We start from the raw sequence: 18495 nt of genomic DNA, 5'->3' as shown, positions 1-18495 counted from the left end.
CCAGTTGCTGATGCCGACAACCTTAGGCAGCAGTCTGTGATCAAGAGGTCAACCCTTTGTGAAAAACTTGTCCTGTCCAATCCCCATACATTTCAAGACTTTACAGAGATAAGCAATAGCATGGGGCCATCTTCGCCGAATTGCGGGGACCTCTGGCAGGATAGCGGCAGAGGGTGGAGTCAGGCGCTGGCCTGACTCAATTGCACGTGAAAGCGACAACCATTGGGCTCCATGGTGCTGAGGCTCACGCTCCAACCCTGGTTCTCGCAGATCCGCTGGACCAGCGACAGACCCAGGCCCAGGCCGTCCCCGCGCTTCTCGTTGCCGCGCACGAACGGCTCGAACATCGCTTCGCGTTTGTCCTCGGGAATGCCGACACCGGAGTCTTCCACCACAAAACCACTCGGCTCCAGGGTAAGCCGAATGAAGCCTTGCTCGGTGTAATGCAGGGCGTTGCGCAGCAGGTTGCCCATGACGGCGTGCAGGAACGTGGCGTTATAACGGGTATCCAACGGGTCGCCCGGCTGGTAGATCAGCTCCAGGCCCTTGCGCTCGATGGGCTCACGCCAGATACCGAGCAGGTCATCGGCCACCTGCTCCAGGGTAACCTGGGGCGACATGGTGCCGTCGTCATGCTCGGCGCGGGCCAGCATCAGGAAGGTCTGTACCAGTTCGCGCATTTCTTCGCAGGCACGGGCGATGCGCTCGACCTGGTTACGGCCACGCTGATCGATCGCCGGGTTTTCCAGCAACAGTTCGCAGGAGCTGGCCAGCACCATCAAGGGCGTACGCAGCTCGTGGCTGACGTCGCTGGTAAACAGCTGCTCACGGGACAGCGCCTGGCGCAGGCGCCCCAGTGTGGCGTCAAACGCCACGGCCAGCTCTCCCACTTCATCCGCTGCGTAGTCCGGCGCCAACGGCGGTGCCAGGCCCAGCAACTGGTCACGGTGACGTACCTGGCGGGCCAGACGCACGACCGGCGCCATCACTTTGCGCGCCAACACCCAGCCAAGAAATACCGCCAACGCCAGGCTGAGCACGAAGCCCACCATGACCACCGCAAACAGCACCCGCTCGCGCTCTTCGAAGTCGCTCTGATCCTGCAACAGCACGTAGCGTCGGCCATCGACCACTTCGACCATCGCGTGGTACGACAGCGATTCGCGAAACACTTCATGGAAGCCGGGCTCAAGGTGGCGCAAGTCCTTGGGCAACTCAAAATCGCCAGGCCCGCCGCTGAAATAGAACAACTGGTCCGGCTCGGGCCGGTGCCGCCAGTCCTCGACCGTGTCCATCAGCAGCAGGCGTTGCAGGTCTCCGCCCAACCCTGCCGAAATCAGCTTCTCTTCGACCAGGTGCACGGTCGCGACGATGCCCATGGCAAAGGCCCCCGCCACCAATGCGCTCATCAACGCAAAGGCAATGATGATCCGCTGGGCAAGGCTCTGCTTAAACTCCATCACGACCCTCGGCCAGGCGATAACCGACGCCGTGCACCGTTTGCAGCAACGGCTTGGCGAACGGTTTATCGATCACTTGGCGCAGTTGGTGAACATGGCTGCGCAGGCTGTCGCTGTCCGGGCAGTCATCGCCCCACAACGCTTCTTCGAGAATTTCGCGGCGCAATACGTGAGGGCTCTTCTGCATCAGCACCGCCAAAAGCTTCAGGCCGACCGGGTTGAGCTTGAGCAGGCGACCTTCGCGGGTCACTTCCAGGGTATCGAGGTCGTAGCTCAGGTCGGCGACTTGCAGGGCGCGACGTCCGCCACCCTGGGCACGGCGCAGCACCGCTTCGATGCGCGCGGCCAGCTCCGACAGGGCAAACGGCTTGAGCAGGTAATCATCGGCACCGGACTTGAAGCCCTGCAGCCGGTCATCCAGTTGGTCTCGGGCAGTCAGCATGATCACCGGCGTGTCGCGTCGCGCATCCTCGCGCAGCCGTTTGCACAGGGTGTAGCCATCGATACCGGGGAGCATGATGTCGAGCACGATCAGGTCGTAATGCTCGGTGGCGGCCAGGTGCAAGCCCGACAAACCGTCCTGCGCACAGTCCACGGTGTAACCCTTCAACCCCAGGTAATCGGCCAGGTTGGCCAGAATATCGCGGTTGTCTTCAACCAATAAAATTCGCATGGGCAGTGTCTCCGTACGCGGTAACGGCCGTGATGGCTCGCGCAGCTTAAGGCCAAGCGGGGTTCAGGGATAGGCCGGGAAGGCTATCGATATAGGTTTTCAACCGATATTTCGACTGAACGAGATTTTCACTATACCTTCACAGACTGACCACGGTGGCGCATACAAAATCGTCGCCTATTGCCCGTTGATACGCCGCTCACTACACCGGCCTTATTCGCGCCATTAAAAAGCCCCGCCTGCATCACTGCAGGCGGGGCTTTTTCGGTACGGGGGTAAGGCTGGCTTACATCATGCCGCCCATGCCACCCATGCCGCCCATGTCTGGCATACCGCCGCCAGAACCACCGTCTTTCTTCGGTGCTTCAGCGATCGCCGCTTCGGTGGTCAGGATCAGACCGCCGATGGAAGATGCCGCTTGCAGCGCCGAACGAGTCACCTTGGTAGGGTCCAGGATGCCCATTTCGATCATGTCGCCGTACTCACCGGACGCAGCGTTGTAACCGTAGTTACCCTGGCCGCTCTTGACCTGGTTAACCACAACGCTTGGCTCGTCACCGGAGTTGGCGGCGATCTGACGCAGCGGTGCTTCAACAGCACGACGCAGCACAGCGATACCGACGTTCTGGTCAGCGTTGTCGCCGGTCAGGTTGGTCAGGGCTTCCAGAGCACGGATCAGCGCAACGCCACCGCCAGGTACCACGCCTTCTTCGACGGCTGCACGGGTTGCGTGCAGGGCGTCTTCAACGCGGGCCTTCTTCTCTTTCATTTCAACTTCGGAACCGGCGCCAACCTTGATCACTGCAACGCCGCCGGACAGCTTGGCCAGACGCTCTTGCAGTTTTTCACGGTCGTAGTCCGAGGAAGTCTCGGCAACCTGGGCGCGGATCTGGGCGATACGCGATTCGATGTCACCTTCAACGCCAGCACCGTCAACGATGATGGTGTTTTCCTTGGAGATGGTCACGCGCTTGGCGCTACCCAGGTTTTCCAGGGTGGCGCTTTCCAGGCTCAGGCCGATCTCTTCGGAGATAACGGTACCGCCGGTCAATACGGCGATGTCCTGCAGCATGGCCTTGCGACGATCGCCGAAGCCTGGTGCCTTGACGGCCGCGACTTTAACGATGCCACGCATGTTGTTCACAACCAGCGTCGCCAGGGCTTCGCCTTCAACGTCTTCGGAAACGATCAGCAGTGGGCGGCCGGCTTTGGCAACGGCTTCCAGGACTGGCAGCATTTCGCGGATGTTGGAGATCTTTTTGTCGACCAGCAGGATCAGCGGGCTGTCCAGCTCGGCAACCATGGTGTCCGGCTTGTTGACGAAGTACGGGGACAGGTAGCCACGGTCAAACTGCATGCCTTCTACAACCGACAGTTCGTTTTCCAGGCCCGAGCCTTCTTCAACGGTGATCACGCCTTCTTTGCCGACTTTTTCCATGGCTTCGGCAATGATGTCGCCGATGGAGCTGTCGGAGTTGGCGGAGATAGTGCCTACCTGAGCGATAGCCTTGGTGTCAGCGCATGGCTTGGACAGGTTTTTCAGCTCGGCAACGATGGCGATGGTCGCCTTGTCGATACCGCGCTTGAGGTCCATCGGGTTCATGCCGGCAGCGACGGCCTTGTAGCCTTCGTTGACGATGGCCTGGGCCAGCACGGTGGCGGTGGTGGTACCGTCGCCTGCGTCATCGTTGGCACGGGAGGCAACGTCTTTGACCAGCTGCGCGCCCATGTTCTCGAAACGGTCTTCCAGTTCGATTTCTTTTGCTACCGAAACGCCGTCCTTGGTGATGGTCGGAGCGCCGAAGCTTTTCTCGATGATCACGTTACGGCCTTTAGGGCCCAGGGTCGCTTTTACTGCATCAGCCAGGATGTTGACACCGGTGAGCATTTTCTTGCGGGCGGAATCGCCGAATTTAACTTCTTTAGCAGCCATGATCGATATTCCTTAAATACTTTGTAGTAACGGGAAAATGAGCGGGGAAATCAGTCTTCCAGAACGGCGAGAATCTCGTTCTCGCTCATTACCAGCAGGTCTTCGCCGTCGACTTTCACAGTGTTGCTGCCGGAGTAAGGGCCGAAAACAACCTTGTCACCCACTTTCACGGCCAGCGCACGTACTTCACCGTTTTCCAGAGCCTTGCCCGGACCCGCAGCCAGAATCACACCGTGGTTGGCTTTTTCAGCAGCCGAACCTGGCAGGACGATGCCGCCAGCGGTTTTCTTTTCTTCTTCACTGCGACGGATGACGACGCGGTCATGCAGAGGACGAAGCTTCATTGTCGATCTCTCCTAATTGTGTTTTTCATCGGCCGGTATCAATTCCGGCGGGTTAAATTCCGGCGGTGCCGGTCGCGGCTCGCGGGGCGAGACGCGGAAGTCTGTCTAGTGTCACCACCAGAAACCTTGCGGTGACCCTTACATAAGGGCGCCGGCGGTGATTACAAGGGGCTGCGGATGAAATTTTTTGTGTCTGACACGGGGTAAATGCAGCACGGCACCCGAGGGTGCCGTGCAGGTGCAGCGTTTATTTGTTGTCGCGGTGTTCGAACTCGCCTTCGATCACATCCCCTTCTCGTCCCAACGGCTGGCGCGGAGCCGGACCGCCACGGGGTTGCAGGTCATCGGCGAAGGCACGCTGGCGGATCGCGGCCTCTTCAGCACGCTGGCGCATCTTGCCGGCCAGCAGCTTTCGAGTGACCGGCAGCAACATCACCAGGCCGACCACGTCACTGATAAAGCCCGGCAGGATCAACAGGCCACCGGCCAGGGCCATCATCAGGCCTTCAAGCATGGTCTGCGCGGGCAGCTCGCCACGGTTCAGGCTTTCACGGGCACGCAGTGCCGTGGCCAGGCCGGCGACGCGCAGCACCAGGACGCCGAGCATCGAGCCGAGAATGATCAACAGCAGAGCCGGGAAAAACCCGATCGCGCTGCTGACTTGAACGAATACGAACAGCTCCAACACCGGGAACAGCAGAAAGAGCAATAAAAAAGGGCGCATCAAATGGTTCCTCAACGCAAGAATGCCTTGCCAGTCCACCTTAGATGACGTCGCCATTTCGTGAATTCAAGCGACAACGTCTTCTTTTTTCGGCCAGACCTCGGCGTGAGCCAATAAAACCAGGGCTTCGCGTACCTGTGTCGGGGTGTTGCAAGATTCTGCAAACGGCAACCAATGCAAGGACTGACCGATGCGCAGGTGCATGCCTTCGCTGTCGATGCCGGCCAACTGCGCGGGCTGCGACGCAGGCAGGCCGGCCAACTCGACGTAATGGGCCAGGGCCTTGGCGTGATCGCTGTTCATGTGTTCGACCATGCTGCGCTCGGCCTTGCCCGCGAACGGGTTGGCCAGGGTCAACTGGTCGATCCAGTGGATTGCGCCAAAGCCGCCGATGTAACGGTGGCGCACCGGCTTGAGCACCCAGAAGTCGAAGTCGTGGGCCTTGTGGTAGTTGGCCGAATCGGGGAAATAGCGGTAATAACGCTCGGCCGCCGCCTCGATGGCAACGCCCTCCTCCAGTTTTTCGGCTTGCGCCAGGTAGGTCAGGCGCCCGACCGCCTGCACGTCATCCGCGCCCCGCTCACCCACCAGCAACGAGCACTTAGGGTCTTTTTGCAGGTTATGGGTGTGCTGGGCGATACGGCTGATCAGGATCAATGGCTGGCCCTGCTCGTCGAGGCAGTACGGCACCACCGAACCGAACGGGAAGCCAGGCATGGCTTTGGAGTGTGTGGAGAGAGCCCCACGGTATTCCTTGAGCAACAGCTCTCGGGCGTTCTTGGCAACCTGTGCGCTCAACGTTTGACTCCTCGGGTATGCAGCCGCCCATGGCTTATGGGAATGGATCTCACGCAAGGTAATCAATAACCGCAAAGGTTGCCAGGCAGGCTTTGTTCGCCGGTGTTACCAGGCCACGCCAAAGCCCGCGGTGTAGCGCGTCTTGCTCAAACTGCTGTCGGAGTCGCCGCTGATAACGTCGCGCTCGGCCTTGAGGTTGAGGGAGGCCCACTCGGTGACTTTGTAGCGCAGGCCCATTTCCGCATCCAGCGAATACGCCGACGGCCCGCCGATAGGCTTGCCGACTTCGCCGTCGGTGAAGAATTCGACGGTCTTGCCGATCAGGTAGCGGTTGTAGTTCCACTTCATGGCCAGGGAATAGAAATTGTCCTTGCCGCCATCGGCGTATTCGTAGTCGGTGCGATTGACCAGCGAGCCGAGGGAGAAAGCGCCCAGCTCATCGTCCCAGAACTGATAGCCCGGGCCCGTACCGACGGTGCGCTGGCGGGCCAGGTCTTCGACCTTGTCGCGCTTGTAGGTCAAGCGCCCCTGCCAGAACCAATGTTCGGTCAGGAAGCGGTCCAGGTCGTATTCCAGGGACCAGTTGTCGGTGGTGGTGACATCGTCCTGGAATTCGCGGTTGTATTCGCCCTGCCCGGTATGGCGCCATTGACCATGACGCGCGGTGGTCTTGAAATCGACGTCGTAATCATTGGTGTCTTTGTCGGCGCGCTTGTAGTCCAGCGCCATGTCCACATTGCCTTTCCACACCAGGTCCGTGATCACAGGTTTTGGCTTGATGATCTGCTGGATGCTGGCCAGCTCGACGGTCTTGGGCGCTTCGCCATTGGCCAGCACCACTTTGCCGTCGTCGGCCGCTTTCAGCGATTTGGCCTTCTCGCCGGTGTAGGCGTCCTGCTTGACCAGCAGTTCCTGGTCGCTTTCCAGGGTTTTCACCTGCTTCCAGTCCACGGGAATGGCGCCCGCATAATCGGTCTGGATCAGCAGCTTGCCGCCGTCGAAGACTTTGATCTTGCCGGTCAGGCGGTCACCGTTCTTCAACCAGACGGTATCGGCCAGCAAGGGCGTGGAGGCGCTGAAAACAGCGAGGCATAACAGAGTTCTGGACAACATAAGCGGATTCGAGGCTCGAAGTTGGCGAAAAGAGGGCATTATCGCGTTAGCTAGGACTGACTCAAGGATTTATATTCAGTTCAATTGTCGAGGCCATGTTTACAGACGTTTCTTACATTAAGACAGACGTTCTCAACGGATACCCACAGTGAATCAACCCGCCGAGCCCCCGCAAAGCCCCGCCGAAATGCGCCGTACCGCGCTTTACCTGACCTTGGCGCAAGTGCCCGAAGGCTGCGTGGTGAGCTACGGCGAGCTGGCCCAACTGGCCGGCCTCGGTCGCGCGGCACGCTGGGTTGGCCGTACCCTGAGCCAACTCCCCGACGACACCAAATTACCCTGGCACCGCGTGCTGGGTGCCGGTGGTCGGATAAGTCTGCCGGTGGGCAGTGCCTCGGGTGACGAGCAACGCGCGCGTTTGCGCGATGAAGGCGTCACAGTCCGCAATAATCGCGTGGATATTCAGCGCCATGGCTGGCGCCCGGTAGAGCACAGCGGTTAGAGTGCGCGCTTTGTTTCCGTGAATCTGAGGCAGACTCCAGCCCATGCCCCGTAAAACCTGGCGCGCCGCGCTCGCCGCCTATGCCAGCCCCTCGACGTTAGTGCTGTTGTTGCTCGGCTTTGCCGCCGGCTTGCCTTACATGTTGGTGTTCTCGACGCTCTCAGTGTGGTTGCGTGAAGCCGGTGTGGCGCGCGAGACCATCGGCTATGCGAGCCTGATCGGCCTGGCGTATGCCTTCAAATGGGTGTGGTCGCCGCTTCTCGACCAATGGCGCCTGCCGCTGCTCGGAAAACTCGGACGCCGCCGCTCCTGGCTGGTGCTGGCCCAGTCGCTGGTGATCCTCGGATTGATCGGCATGGGTTTTTGCGACCCGCAGAAACACTTGTCCTGGTTGATCGCTATCGCCGTGGTCGTCGCCTTCGCGTCCGCCACCCAGGACATTGCGGTCGACGCCTACCGTCTGGAAATCGCCGATGACAGCCGCCAGGCCGCCCTCGCCGCAAGCTATATGTCCGGTTATCGCATCGCCGCCCTGTTGGCCACCGCAGGCGCACTGTTTTTTGCCGAAGGTTTCGGTTCCACCGGCTTCAACTATAAACACTCGGCCTGGGCCGGCACCTATGTGCTGTTTGGCGTGCTGATGATCCCGGCGCTGCTGACTACCTTGTTCATGCGCGAACCCAATGTACCGCTGCGCACCCAGCTGCAGGCCGGGCGCTACAGCTTCATGCATCAGCTCGTCTCGGTGTTTGTGCTGATCGTGTTGCTGGTGTCGGTTCCGGCGATGTTTACCCAGTTGTACAACACAGATTTCGCCAGCGTGGTGTTCCAGGGCGTAAGCCTGTGGGATTTGCTGATGGACGATCGCGCGTTCCTGCGTGCCATCCTCTATATAACTCTCACCGCGCTGTGCCTCTCGGCCATGGGGCGCCGAGGCCTGGCGCCGGTGCTCACACCGGTCAACGACTTTATCCTGCGCTACCGCTGGCAGGCGTTGCTGCTGCTGGGGCTGATCGCCACTTATCGTATGTCCGACACAGTAATGGGCGTGATGGCCAACGTGTTCTACATCGACCAGGGCTTTACCAAGGACCAGATCGCCGGGGTCAGTAAGATCTTCGGCCTGATCATGACCCTGCTCGGCGCCGGCATGGGCGGCCTGTTGATTGTGCGGTTCGGCATCCTGCCGATCCTGTTTATCGGCGGGGTGTTTTCCGCCGGCACCAACCTGCTGTTCGTGGCGCTGGCCGACATGGGCCCCGACTTGCAGATGCTGATTTTCACGATTTCCCTGGATAACTTCAGCTCAGGCATGGCGACGTCGGCCTTTGTTGCCTACTTGTCGAGCCTGACTAACCTCAAGTTTTCCGCCACCCAATACGCCTTGCTCAGCTCGATCATGCTGTTGCTGCCGCGCCTGATCGGCGGGTATTCGGGGGTGATGGTGGAAAAGTTCGGGTATCACAATTTCTTCCTGATCACTTGCATGCTCGGCGTGCCGACGCTGCTGCTGATTGCGTTGCACTGGTATCAGGAGAATCGGCGGATTCGGTTGAGTCCACCCGAGGAAGACTGACCCAACTCGGTTATGTGGGAGCTGACTTGCTTGCGATGCGCATGGGTATCTACACAACTTTCAGTTGACCAATCTCCCTGTGGGAGCTGTCGAGCTTTAGCGAGGCTGCGAAAGCGGTGGGTCAGGCGAAAAAAATGCCAGCAGTGCCGCCGCCTTCGCAGCCTCGCTGGGGCTCGACAGCTCCCACATTTTGAACCGAGTTCGACATCAATACCGGTCGGCTCTAAGGCCGCCGCGCTTTGTTTTTGTTCTTGATCTGGGGCGCCCCGTCAACCATGTGTCCGGTCCATACAGCGCTCTTCAAAAAGTGACCCGCCGTAAGGGCGGAACCCTAAGCCGCCGTTACCGCAGCAACGGATATGTACTCGGTCAAACCCAAAAAAACGGTCGGCCCGAAGGCCGCCAAGCAAGCTCCTCGCCACACACCGTTGAAAGTTGTGTAGATGCCCATGCTGCGATGCGGACGGCGCGGTGCATCTGTCGCACCGAGGCGATTTCATCGCAGGCGAGCCAGCTCCCACACAAAGCCCTGCACTTCTGACGCCTGTACTCCGACAGCAACCGCCCGTACAATCCCAAGTCATTTCAAGTCCAAGCAACCGACAACGGCCTACCATGCGTACCAGTCAATATTTGCTCGCCACACAGAAAGAAACGCCTTCCGACGCGGTCGTGATCAGCCATCAGCTGATGCTGCGCGCCGGCATGATCCGCAAGCTCGCTTCCGGCCTGTACACCTGGCTGCCCATGGGCTTGAAGGTGATGCGCAAGGTCGAAGCCATCGTTCGTGAAGAAATGAACGCCGCCGGCTCTCTGGAAGTGTTGATGCCGAGCACCCAACCGGCTGAGCTGTGGCAGGAATCCGGGCGCTGGGAAGAGTACGGCCCCGAGTTGCTGCGCTTCAAGGACCGTCACGGCCGCGATTTCTGCGCCGGCCCGACCCACGAAGAAGTGATCACCGACCTGATGCGCAACGAGCTGAGCAGCTACAAGCAGCTGCCGCTGAACCTGTATCAGATCCAGACCAAATTCCGTGATGAGATCCGCCCGCGCTTCGGTTTGATGCGCGGTCGCGAATTCATCATGAAGGATGCCTATTCGTTCCACCCTGACCAGGCATCGCTGCAGGTCACCTACGACCGCATGCACGAGGCCTACTGCAATGTATTCACGCGCCTGGGCCTGAAATTCCGCCCGGTTGAAGCGGACAACGGTTCCATCGGCGGCGCCGGCTCCCACGAATTCCACGTACTGGCCGAGTCCGGCGAAGACGACATCGTGTTCAGCAACGGTTCGGACTACGCGGCGAATATCGAAAAAGCCGAAGCCGTGCCACGGGAAACTTCGCGCCCTGCACCGGCCGAAGAACTGCGCCTGGTGGATACACCGGACACCAAGACCATCGCGGCCCTGGTGGAGAAATTCAATCTGCCGATTGAAAAGACCATCAAGACCCTGATTGTGCGCGCCGAAGAAGAAGGCAAGCTGATTGCGCTGGTGATCCGTGGCGACCACGAACTCAACGAAATCAAAGCCGCCCAGCAGCCTGGCGTGGCCAACCCGCTGGTGATGGCTACCGACGCCGAGCTGCGCGACGCCATTGGCGCCGGCGCCGGCTCGCTCGGCCCGCTGAACCTGCCGCTGCCGATCATCATCGACCGTTCGGTCGAACTGATGAGCGACTTCGCTATCGGCGCGAACATCGACGACAAGCACTACTTCGGCGTGAACTGGGAGCGCGACCTGCCGGTTCCGACCGTTGCCGATCTGCGTAACGTGGTGGCCGGCGACCCAAGCCCGGACGGCAAGGGCACGCTGGAAATCAAGCGCGGCATCGAAGTCGGGCACATCTTCCAGCTGGGCAACAAGTACAGCAAGGCGATGAAGTGCGAAGTGCTGGGCGAGAACGGCAAGCCGATCACCCTGGAAATGGGCTGCTACGGCATCGGCGTGTCCCGCGTGGTGGCCGCTGCCATCGAGCAGAACAACGACGAAAAAGGCATCATCTGGAGTGACGCGCTGGCGCCGTTCCAAGTCGCGCTGGTACCGCTGCGTTATGAAACCGAGCAGGTGCGCGAAGCCACCGACAAACTCTATGCCGAACTGACGGCGGCGGGTTTTGAAGTGTTGCTCGATGACCGGGACAAGAAAACCAGCCCGGGCATCAAGTTCGCCGACATGGAACTGATTGGCATCCCGCACCGGATCGTGGTCAGTGACCGCGGCCTTGCCGATGGCAATCTGGAATACAAGAGCCGGACCGAAGCCGAAGCTCAACCGTTGCCGGTGGCTGACGTGCTGTCTTTCCTTCAGGCGCGTATTCGTCGCTGAAAACCAGATCAAGAGAAGTCATGTTCAAGCGAAACACCAGAGCCCTGGGGGGCGCCGCGTTGTGCGGCGCCCTGCTGGTCAGCGGCTGCGCCAACCAGATGTCGCAACGCAGTGAGCACGAGGAGCGGGTCGAGCGTAAGTTGCTCGACCACAGCCTGCAGATCGATGTAGGCGAACCCAAAGTGCTGGAGCTGCCGCAACGCCGGGTTCGCATTCATGAGCAGAAGACTTTCGAGGTCACCGAATTCGAAGTCACCCGTCGCTACGACCGCTACACGCCCTACCAACCCTGGCGCAAGCTCTACGAGATGCCCCTGGGCGCGGTAGCGTTGGTGGCGGGCGCTGGTGCCAACGTGGCGAATATCTTCGCCCTCGGCAACCTGCCTACCAGCATGACCCACGATTGGCTCATCTACGGCGTGGACGGTCTCAACCCGTTCATGAACGTGCAGTCACACGGCCGTGCGCAGCAGAACCTGGCGGGTATCGATGAAGTCCAGCGCGACAAGCGTGTGGAGTATTCGAGCCTGCCGTGGAGCGAACGGCCGGTACAGGTCACCGCCGGCAAGCAGGTGCATGAGCTGACCACCGACCGCAACGGCGTGCTGCGCCTGAACCTGTTGGACAGCCCCTTTGCCGAGCAGGACCTGAACCGCGTCACCACCTTGAAAATCAGCGTGGAAGATGGCCAGGACGACGTGCATTCGGACTCGACCCTGGCGGTCAGCAACACCTTGCGTGGCAAGTTGCTGGAAGCCCATGGCCTGATCTACGACGACCTGGAAGACGACGAAGTCAGCCAGTGGGTGCACCGGGTCAAGCGCCTGTCGGAGCTGGGCCTGGAAGAAGAAGCCAGCGAACTGGAACAAAGCCTGATCGAACTGACCCGCAATGATCCGGAGTTGCAGCAGGAATTCCTGCAGGCGCTGACCAAGGATGCGGGGCGGCTCGTCGCGGACCCAGGCGCCCGCTGATATTTTGAAACTGCTGCACATTCAAATGTGGGAGCTGGCTTGCCTGCTCCCACATTTTTTGGGTCCGGTTTCTACCAGGAAAATTCGAGTTGCTCGTTGCCGCCACTGAGGTCCAGCAACCGCACCCCAATCCCCAGCAACCGCACCGGCTTGCCGCCTCGGTTGAACGCCTGCGTCATCAACTGTTGATAACTTTCCAGGTCCCGCCCCGCCCCCGCCTGTTCCAGGGTGGTCTGGGTAAAGTCATGAAACTTCACTTTGACGAACGGCTTGCCCGCCCGGTAGCTGCTGTCGATACGCGCCATGCGCCCCGCCAGGGTGTCCATCAGTTCAGGGAGTTTGGCCAGGCAGCTTGAAAGATCTGGCAGGTCTACGTCGTAAGTGTTTTCCACACTGATCGATTGCCGGCGACTGTCGTTCTGTACCACGCGATCATCTATCCCACGGGCCAGGCTCCAGAGTCGCTCGCCAAAACTGCCGAATTCGCGCACCAGCGCCAGCTTGTTCCACTCGCGAAGCTGCAGGCAGTCCTCGATGCCCAGGCGCGCCAGTTTGTCAGCGGTCACCTTGCCGACACCGTGCAACTTGCTGACCCGCAACTGCGAGACAAAATCTTCGACGTGGTCCGGGGTAATCACAAACAACCCGTTGGGCTTCTTCCAGTCGCTGGCGATCTTGGCCAGGAACTTGTTTGGCGCCACACCGGCGGACACGGTGATGTGCAGCTGGTTGGAGACGCGGCGGCGAATATCCTGGGCGATGCGCGTGGCACTGCCGCCAAAGTGCGGGCTGTCGGACACGTCCAGGTAGGCCTCATCCAGGGATAATGGCTCGATCAGGTCGGTGTAGTCACGAAAGATCGTCTGGATTTCCTTCGACGCTTCTTTATAAGCATCCATGCGCGGCTTGACGATGGTCAGGTCCGGGCACAGCTTCAAGGCGTGACGGGACGACATGGCCGAGCGCACGCCATAGGCACGCGCCTCGTAGTTGCAGGTGGCGATCACCCCGCGTCGGTCCGCCGAGCCGCCCACCGCCAGCGGTTTTTGCGCCAGACTCGGGTCATCGCGCATCTCGATGGCGGCGTAGAAGCAATCACAGTCGACGTGGATGATTTTGCGCTGCGTCATATAAACGGGGTGTGAACGTACGGGTGGCCAGTATCGCATCCGCACCTGTATATAGCACCAGTAGTTTGAATCTTCCCTCTAAGCGGTAGGAAAAGTCTCTGATGAATTTATTTTCTCAATCGAATTTGGCGTTCCGATAGAGCTGAAACCCTTGGCCGTACTGGGCCGGCGGGCATCCGACAGCCTTTTTGGAGAGCTAACCGATTGAAGCACAAGCGCTTTTCTTTAATTCACGGGTTGACACACTCGCGTTCCTCTGTAGAATGCCGACACACAGACGCGGGATGGAGCAGTCTGGTAGCTCGTCGGGCTCATAACCCGAAGGTCGTCGGTTCAAATCCGGCTCCCGCAACCAAACATCAAAAAAGGCTACTCGAAAGAGTGGCCTTTTTTGTGCGTGCTTTTTTTGTAGTGAGCGGGCAAGCCCGCTCACTACAAAAGCTTTTTCAATCGGGAACTTAGGGTGACTGGCACGCCAAATCACACTTATTTGACCGATACATCCATTAACGGTTGACACCTCGTCGCTGGACTGTAGAATGCCGGCCACAGACGCGGGATGGAGCAGTCTGGTAGCTCGTCGGGCTCATAACCCGAAGGTCGTCGGTTCAAATCCGGCTCCCGCAACCAAACATCAAGAAAGGCTACTCGAAAGAGTGGCCTTTTTTGTATCCGGTGAAAAAGTTCTTCTGAAACAATGGTATGGCATCTTTCATGAAACCCTGCGGGGTTTGTTGAGTCCATCTCCATGCGAGCTATGCTCAATGTTTTAGCGCTTCCCTCTACGACCAATGGCCGCTGTCGCCGCATCCGGCGATACGCGTTAATATTTGTAATTATTTTGTCCATAGGGATTGGTAACTTGGCTGGATACCTCCATCCTGTCGCGCACAATCCACGAGGTGATTGATGCGCGCCAACTCGTCTGAACCACAAGACACTGTCACAGCAGAACAACCGATCACACCCACTCGTTTGCGCTGGCTGGATCTGGTGAGCAAGTACCGGCAACCCATCGGGTTGGCCGTGACGTTATTGCTGTTTGCCATTGCCCTGATTGCCTGCCGACACCTGCTGTTGGAACTGGATCTTTACGCGCTCCACGATTCGATCCTGGAAGTGCCCAAGCCCGCCCTGCTCGGCGCCGTTGCCGCAGCGGTCGCCGGTTTCGTCATTCTGTTGGGCTACGAATTTTCCGGCGCGCGCTACGCGGGGGTAAAACTGCCCGCCAAGACCCTGGCACTGGGTGGCTTTACCGCATTTGCCATCGGCAATGCGATCGGCTTGTCGATGCTCTCCGGCGGTTCGGTGCGCTATCGTTTATATGCACGCCATGGCATCGGGGCTTCGGAAGTCGCGCACATGACGGTATTCGCCAGCCTGGCCCTGGGCTGCGCGTTGCCGCCCCTGGCGGCATTGGCCACCTTGAGCAACTTGCCGGCCGCATCCACTTACCTGCACTTACCGCAAAGCGTGCTCGGCGGCGTTGCCGGTGCCGTGCTGCTGTTATCGGCGGCGCTGTGCATCGGCATTTACCGCCGTCGTCTGCCGGAGCAACCTTACCCGGATAACCTGCTGGTAAAAGCCGGCCGCCGCACCCTGCGCCTGCCCGGCCGTCGCCTGACCTTCCTGCAGTTGGTCATCACCGCATTGGACGTGGCCGCCGCCGCCACCGTGCTTTATCTATTGCTGCCGGAAGCACCACCGTTCGGCCCCTTCCTGCTGGTGTACCTGCTGGCCCTGGCCGCCGGCGTGCTCAGCCATGTCCCCGGCGGCGTAGGTGTATTCGAAGCAATCCTGCTGGCGGCCTTCGCCGACAAACTGGGCGCCGCGCCATTGGCCGCCGCCCTGCTGCTGTACCGAATGATCTATGTGGTGCTGCCGCTGTTGATCGCCTGCGTGTTTCTGCTGGTCAACGAAGCGCAGCGTCTGTTCCAGACCCAGCAAAGTCTGCGGGTTGCCTCGGGGCTGGCGGCGCCAGTACTGGCCGTACTGGTTTTTTTGTCCGGCGTGGTCCTGCTGTTCTCTGGCGCCACGCCCGAAATCGACTCTCGTCTGGAAAACATCGGCTTTCTGATTCCCCACCGCCTGATTGATGCCTCGCACTTTGGCGCCAGCCTGATCGGCGTACTGTGCCTATTGCTGGCCCAGGGTCTGCGTCGACGCTTGTCGGCCGCCTGGATGCTGACCATGGTGCTGCTGCTGGCGGGCGCCCTGCTTTCGCTGCTCAAGGGTTTCGACTGGGAAGAAGCCAGCCTGATGACCATGACCGCGATCCTGCTGGCGATCTTCCGGCGCTCGTTCTACCGCGCCAGCCGCCTCACCGAATTGCCCTTCTCGCCGCTGTACCTGGTGGCCAGCGTGTGCGTACTGGGGGCGTCGATCTGGCTGCTGCTGTTCGCGTATCAGGATGTGCCCTATAGCCACCAGCTGTGGTGGCAGTTCACCCTGGACGCCAATGCCCCACGCGGCCTGCGCTCGCTGCTGGGCGCCGCCGTGCTGCTGGTGATCGTGTCGCTGACCTGGCTGCTGCGCACCGCGCGTCCGGTGATCCATTTGCCGACACCCGACGAGCTGGAGCGCGCCAGCAAGATCCTGATGGCCTCCTCCCAGCCCGACGGCGGCCTCGCGCTGACCGGCGACAAAGCGCTGCTGTTTCACCCCAATGATGAAGCTTTCCTCATGTACGCCCGCCGCGGACGCAGCCTGGTAGCCTTGTACGACCCGATCGGCCCGACCCAGCCACGGGCGGAGATGATCTGGCAGTTCCGTGACCTGTGCGACATTCACCACGCGCGTCCGGTGTTTTACCAGGTGCGTGCGGAAAACCTGCCGTACTACATGGACATCGGCCTCACCGCGATCAAGCTGGGCGAAGAAGCCCGCGTCGACCTGAAACGCTTTGACCTGGAAGCCAAGGGCAAAGAGATGAAGGACCTGCGCTACACCTGGAACCGTGGCACTCGCGATGGCCTGTCGCTGGAAATCCATGAGCCGGGCACGGCGCCGATGGACGAACTCAAGGTGATCTCCGATGCCTGGCTGACCGGCAAGAACGTGCGGGAAAAAGGCTTTTCCCTGGGACGTTTCAGCGACGAATACCTCAAGCACTTTCGCATTGCGATCATCCGCTTCGAAGGACGCCCGGTGGCCTTCGCCAACTTGCTCGAGACCTATAACCACGACCTGGCCAGCCTCGACCTGATGCGCGCCCACCCGGACGCGCCCAAGCTGACCATGGAATTCATGATGGTCGGCCTGATTCAACATTATAAGAGTCACGGCTACGCCCGTTTTAGCCTCGGCATGGTGCCGTTGTCGGGCCTGCAACCGCGACGTGGCGCCCCGCTGACCCAACGCCTGGGCTCGATGGTGTTCCGCCGTGGCGAGCAACTGTATAACTTCCAAGGTTTGCGCCGCTTCAAAGACAAGTTCCAGCCCGACTGGGAACCCCGTTACATGGCCGTGCCCGCGGGACTTGACCCGCTGGTGGCACTGGCCGATACCGCCGCCCTGATCGCGGGCGGCTTGACTGGATTGGTGAAACGCTGATGATTCGACGTTCCTGGCGGTATGTATTGGCCCTCATAGTGCTGCTCGCCCTGATCGCGGGTGGCGGCTTCTGGTACTGGAACCGCCCTGCCCCGCAGCCGGCCCTGGAGCAACTGCCCCAGGCCGACGGCTCGGTCATGACCCGTGTGACCCCCAACGGCACGCCCAAAGCCCGCGTGGCCGTGGCCGTGATGGCCGATGAACGCCTGACCGACAGCCAGCTGATTGCACTGAGCCAAGGCGGCAAGGCGCAGATTGTCCAGGTGATCCTGCCCAAGGACGATTGCAAGTTGCAGGAACAGGCGCTGCAAAGCGCGCTGGGCCAATTGAAAGGCCCGGCGACCCTGGTCAGCGGCATCGGCCCTGGCGCCGCGCTCGCCTGGCGCTGGCTCGCCAGCCAGAATGACGACAAGGCCAATGCCATCTCCGTCGGTTTCGCGTTGGTGCAGGAAGGCTGCAACGACCCCCTGCCGAAAACCGCCGCGCACGGCAATTGGTTGGTAGCCTGGAACGATAACCCTGACGATGAAAGCGCCAGTTTCGTACGCGACACACCACGCGCCACCACCAGCATCAGCGACTACGACATTCATTACCCGCAAGTGCTGAACAACGAGCTGCGCAAGCAACTGGTGGGTTCGGACAACGGCGGCCTGGCGATCCCGGTGGTTGAAGTACCGGCCGGCCAAGCCAACGACACCGTCACCCTGTTCCTTTCCGGTGATGGCGGCTGGCGTGACCTGGACCGCGACGTGGCTGCAGAGATGGCCAAGATCGGCTACCCGGTGGTGGGCATCGATACCTTGCGCTACTACTGGCAGCACAAGACCCCGGAACAAAGCGCCAAGGACCTTACCGAGCTGATGCAGCACTACCGGCAGAAATGGGGCACCAAGCGCTTCGTGCTGACCGGTTACTCGTTCGGTGCCGATGTATTGCCGGCCATTTACAACCGCTTGCCGGCAAACGAGCAGCAACGCGTGGACGCAATTATCCTGCTGGCGTTCGCGCGCACTGGCAGCTTTGAAATCGAAGTGGAAGGCTGGCTGGGTAACGCCGGTAAAGAAGCCGCCACGGGCCCTGAAATGGCGAAGCTGCCGGCTGACAAAGTGGTGTGTATCTACGGCGCCGAAGAAGTCGACGAGAGCGGCTGCACGGACAAGACGGCGGTGGGTGAAGCATTGAAGTTGCCAGGTGGGCATCACTTTGATGAGAACTACCCGGCGCTGGCCAAGCGCTTGGTGGATATCATCGTGAAGCATCAGGCCAAGGATAAAGCCGAGTAATCCCAGGCAAGGCGCAAACCAACTGTGGGAGCGGGCTTGCTCGCGAAAGCGATGTATCAGTCGCAGATGATGTGACTGATCTACAGCTTTCGCGAGCAA

General features: G+C 60.2%; 14 protein-coding genes and 2 tRNA genes. 8 read left to right on the top strand and 8 right to left on the bottom strand.

Annotation, left to right across the window (positions count from 1 at the left end; translation table 11 throughout):
- Positions 1 to 179: 179 nt before the first annotated feature.
- From ACLH0H_RS14675 to ACLH0H_RS14645, 7 genes are all read right to left on the bottom strand, one after another.
- Positions 180 to 1460 carry a sensor histidine kinase gene (locus ACLH0H_RS14675; RefSeq protein ID WP_186690463.1) on the bottom strand — a complete coding sequence of 427 codons (1281 nt, stop codon included), beginning with the start codon at positions 1458 to 1460 and terminating at the stop codon, positions 180 to 182.
- Positions 1450 to 2133 (bottom strand): two-component system response regulator ColR, encoded by a 684-nt coding sequence (colR, locus tag ACLH0H_RS14670; protein ID WP_026136965.1) that lies wholly within the window; start codon positions 2131 to 2133, stop codon positions 1450 to 1452. Before colR ends, ACLH0H_RS14675 begins: the two co-directional genes overlap by 11 nt.
- Before the next feature lie 286 nt (positions 2134 to 2419).
- A complete protein-coding gene (gene groL / locus ACLH0H_RS14665) occupies positions 2420 to 4066 on the bottom strand; it encodes a chaperonin GroEL (protein WP_076949810.1) in 1647 nt (548 codons plus the stop codon).
- A 50-nt stretch (positions 4067 to 4116) separates the two neighbouring features.
- The gene (locus tag ACLH0H_RS14660; protein ID WP_057723898.1) at positions 4117 to 4410 is read right to left on the bottom strand and encodes a co-chaperone GroES; all 294 of its coding nucleotides are present in this window, start codon (positions 4408 to 4410) and stop codon (positions 4117 to 4119) included.
- A gap of 247 nt (positions 4411 to 4657) precedes the next feature.
- A complete protein-coding gene (locus ACLH0H_RS14655; protein WP_186690459.1) occupies positions 4658 to 5134 on the bottom strand; it encodes an FxsA family protein in 477 nt (158 codons plus the stop codon).
- 66 nt (positions 5135 to 5200) lie between these two features.
- Positions 5201 to 5932 carry a HugZ family protein gene (locus ACLH0H_RS14650; protein WP_411378578.1) on the bottom strand — a complete coding sequence of 244 codons (732 nt, stop codon included), beginning with the start codon at positions 5930 to 5932 and terminating at the stop codon, positions 5201 to 5203.
- A gap of 105 nt (positions 5933 to 6037) precedes the next feature.
- On the bottom strand, positions 6038 to 7045 hold the full coding sequence (locus tag ACLH0H_RS14645; RefSeq protein WP_411378577.1) for a DUF481 domain-containing protein: 1008 nt from the start codon (positions 7043 to 7045) through the stop codon (positions 6038 to 6040).
- Between the two features lie 187 nt (positions 7046 to 7232).
- Between ACLH0H_RS14645 and ACLH0H_RS14640 the strand changes: the two genes are divergently transcribed.
- From ACLH0H_RS14640 to ACLH0H_RS14625, 4 genes are all read left to right on the top strand, one after another.
- The gene (locus ACLH0H_RS14640) at positions 7233 to 7547 is read left to right on the top strand and encodes an MGMT family protein (RefSeq protein ID WP_189672136.1); all 315 of its coding nucleotides are present in this window, start codon (positions 7233 to 7235) and stop codon (positions 7545 to 7547) included.
- A 43-nt stretch (positions 7548 to 7590) separates the two neighbouring features.
- The gene (locus tag ACLH0H_RS14635; RefSeq protein ID WP_411378576.1) at positions 7591 to 9123 is read left to right on the top strand and encodes an AmpG family muropeptide MFS transporter; all 1533 of its coding nucleotides are present in this window, start codon (positions 7591 to 7593) and stop codon (positions 9121 to 9123) included.
- Positions 9124 to 9738: 615 nt separating this feature from the next.
- Complete coding sequence (locus ACLH0H_RS14630) at positions 9739 to 11454, top strand: proline--tRNA ligase (protein ID WP_411378575.1); 1716 nt, start codon at positions 9739 to 9741, stop codon at positions 11452 to 11454.
- Between the two features lie 20 nt (positions 11455 to 11474).
- Positions 11475 to 12428, top strand: coding sequence for a hypothetical protein (locus ACLH0H_RS14625; protein ID WP_076949817.1), 954 nt, complete (start codon positions 11475 to 11477; stop codon positions 12426 to 12428).
- A gap of 71 nt (positions 12429 to 12499) precedes the next feature.
- On the opposite strand, the gene dinB is transcribed toward ACLH0H_RS14625, so the two are convergent.
- Positions 12500 to 13558, bottom strand: a complete 1059-nt coding sequence (gene dinB, locus ACLH0H_RS14620) for a DNA polymerase IV (RefSeq protein ID WP_411378574.1) — start codon at positions 13556 to 13558, stop codon at positions 12500 to 12502.
- A gap of 278 nt (positions 13559 to 13836) precedes the next feature.
- Between dinB and ACLH0H_RS14615 the strand changes: the two genes are divergently transcribed.
- The 4 genes from ACLH0H_RS14615 (at position 13837) to ACLH0H_RS14600 (ending at position 18396) form a co-directional block, all read left to right on the top strand.
- Positions 13837 to 13913, top strand: a tRNA-Met gene (locus tag ACLH0H_RS14615).
- A gap of 198 nt (positions 13914 to 14111) precedes the next feature.
- Positions 14112 to 14188, top strand: a tRNA-Met gene (locus ACLH0H_RS14610).
- A 279-nt stretch (positions 14189 to 14467) separates the two neighbouring features.
- Positions 14468 to 17110, top strand: a complete 2643-nt coding sequence (gene mprF, locus ACLH0H_RS14605; protein ID WP_411378573.1) for a bifunctional lysylphosphatidylglycerol flippase/synthetase MprF — start codon at positions 14468 to 14470, stop codon at positions 17108 to 17110.
- Positions 17110 to 18396, top strand: a complete 1287-nt coding sequence (locus ACLH0H_RS14600; RefSeq protein WP_411378572.1) for a virulence factor family protein — start codon at positions 17110 to 17112, stop codon at positions 18394 to 18396. The genes mprF and ACLH0H_RS14600 overlap by 1 nt, the downstream gene beginning before the upstream one ends.
- Positions 18397 to 18495 lie beyond the last annotated feature (99 nt).

Origin of the sequence: Pseudomonas sp. MPB26 (assembly GCF_046605355.1) — a bacterium.
In the GTDB taxonomy this organism is placed as follows: domain Bacteria; phylum Pseudomonadota; class Gammaproteobacteria; order Pseudomonadales; family Pseudomonadaceae; genus Aquipseudomonas; species Aquipseudomonas cedrina.
The sequence above is the reverse complement of the archived record's forward strand: the minus strand, read 5'-3'. Positions and strand labels throughout refer to the sequence as shown.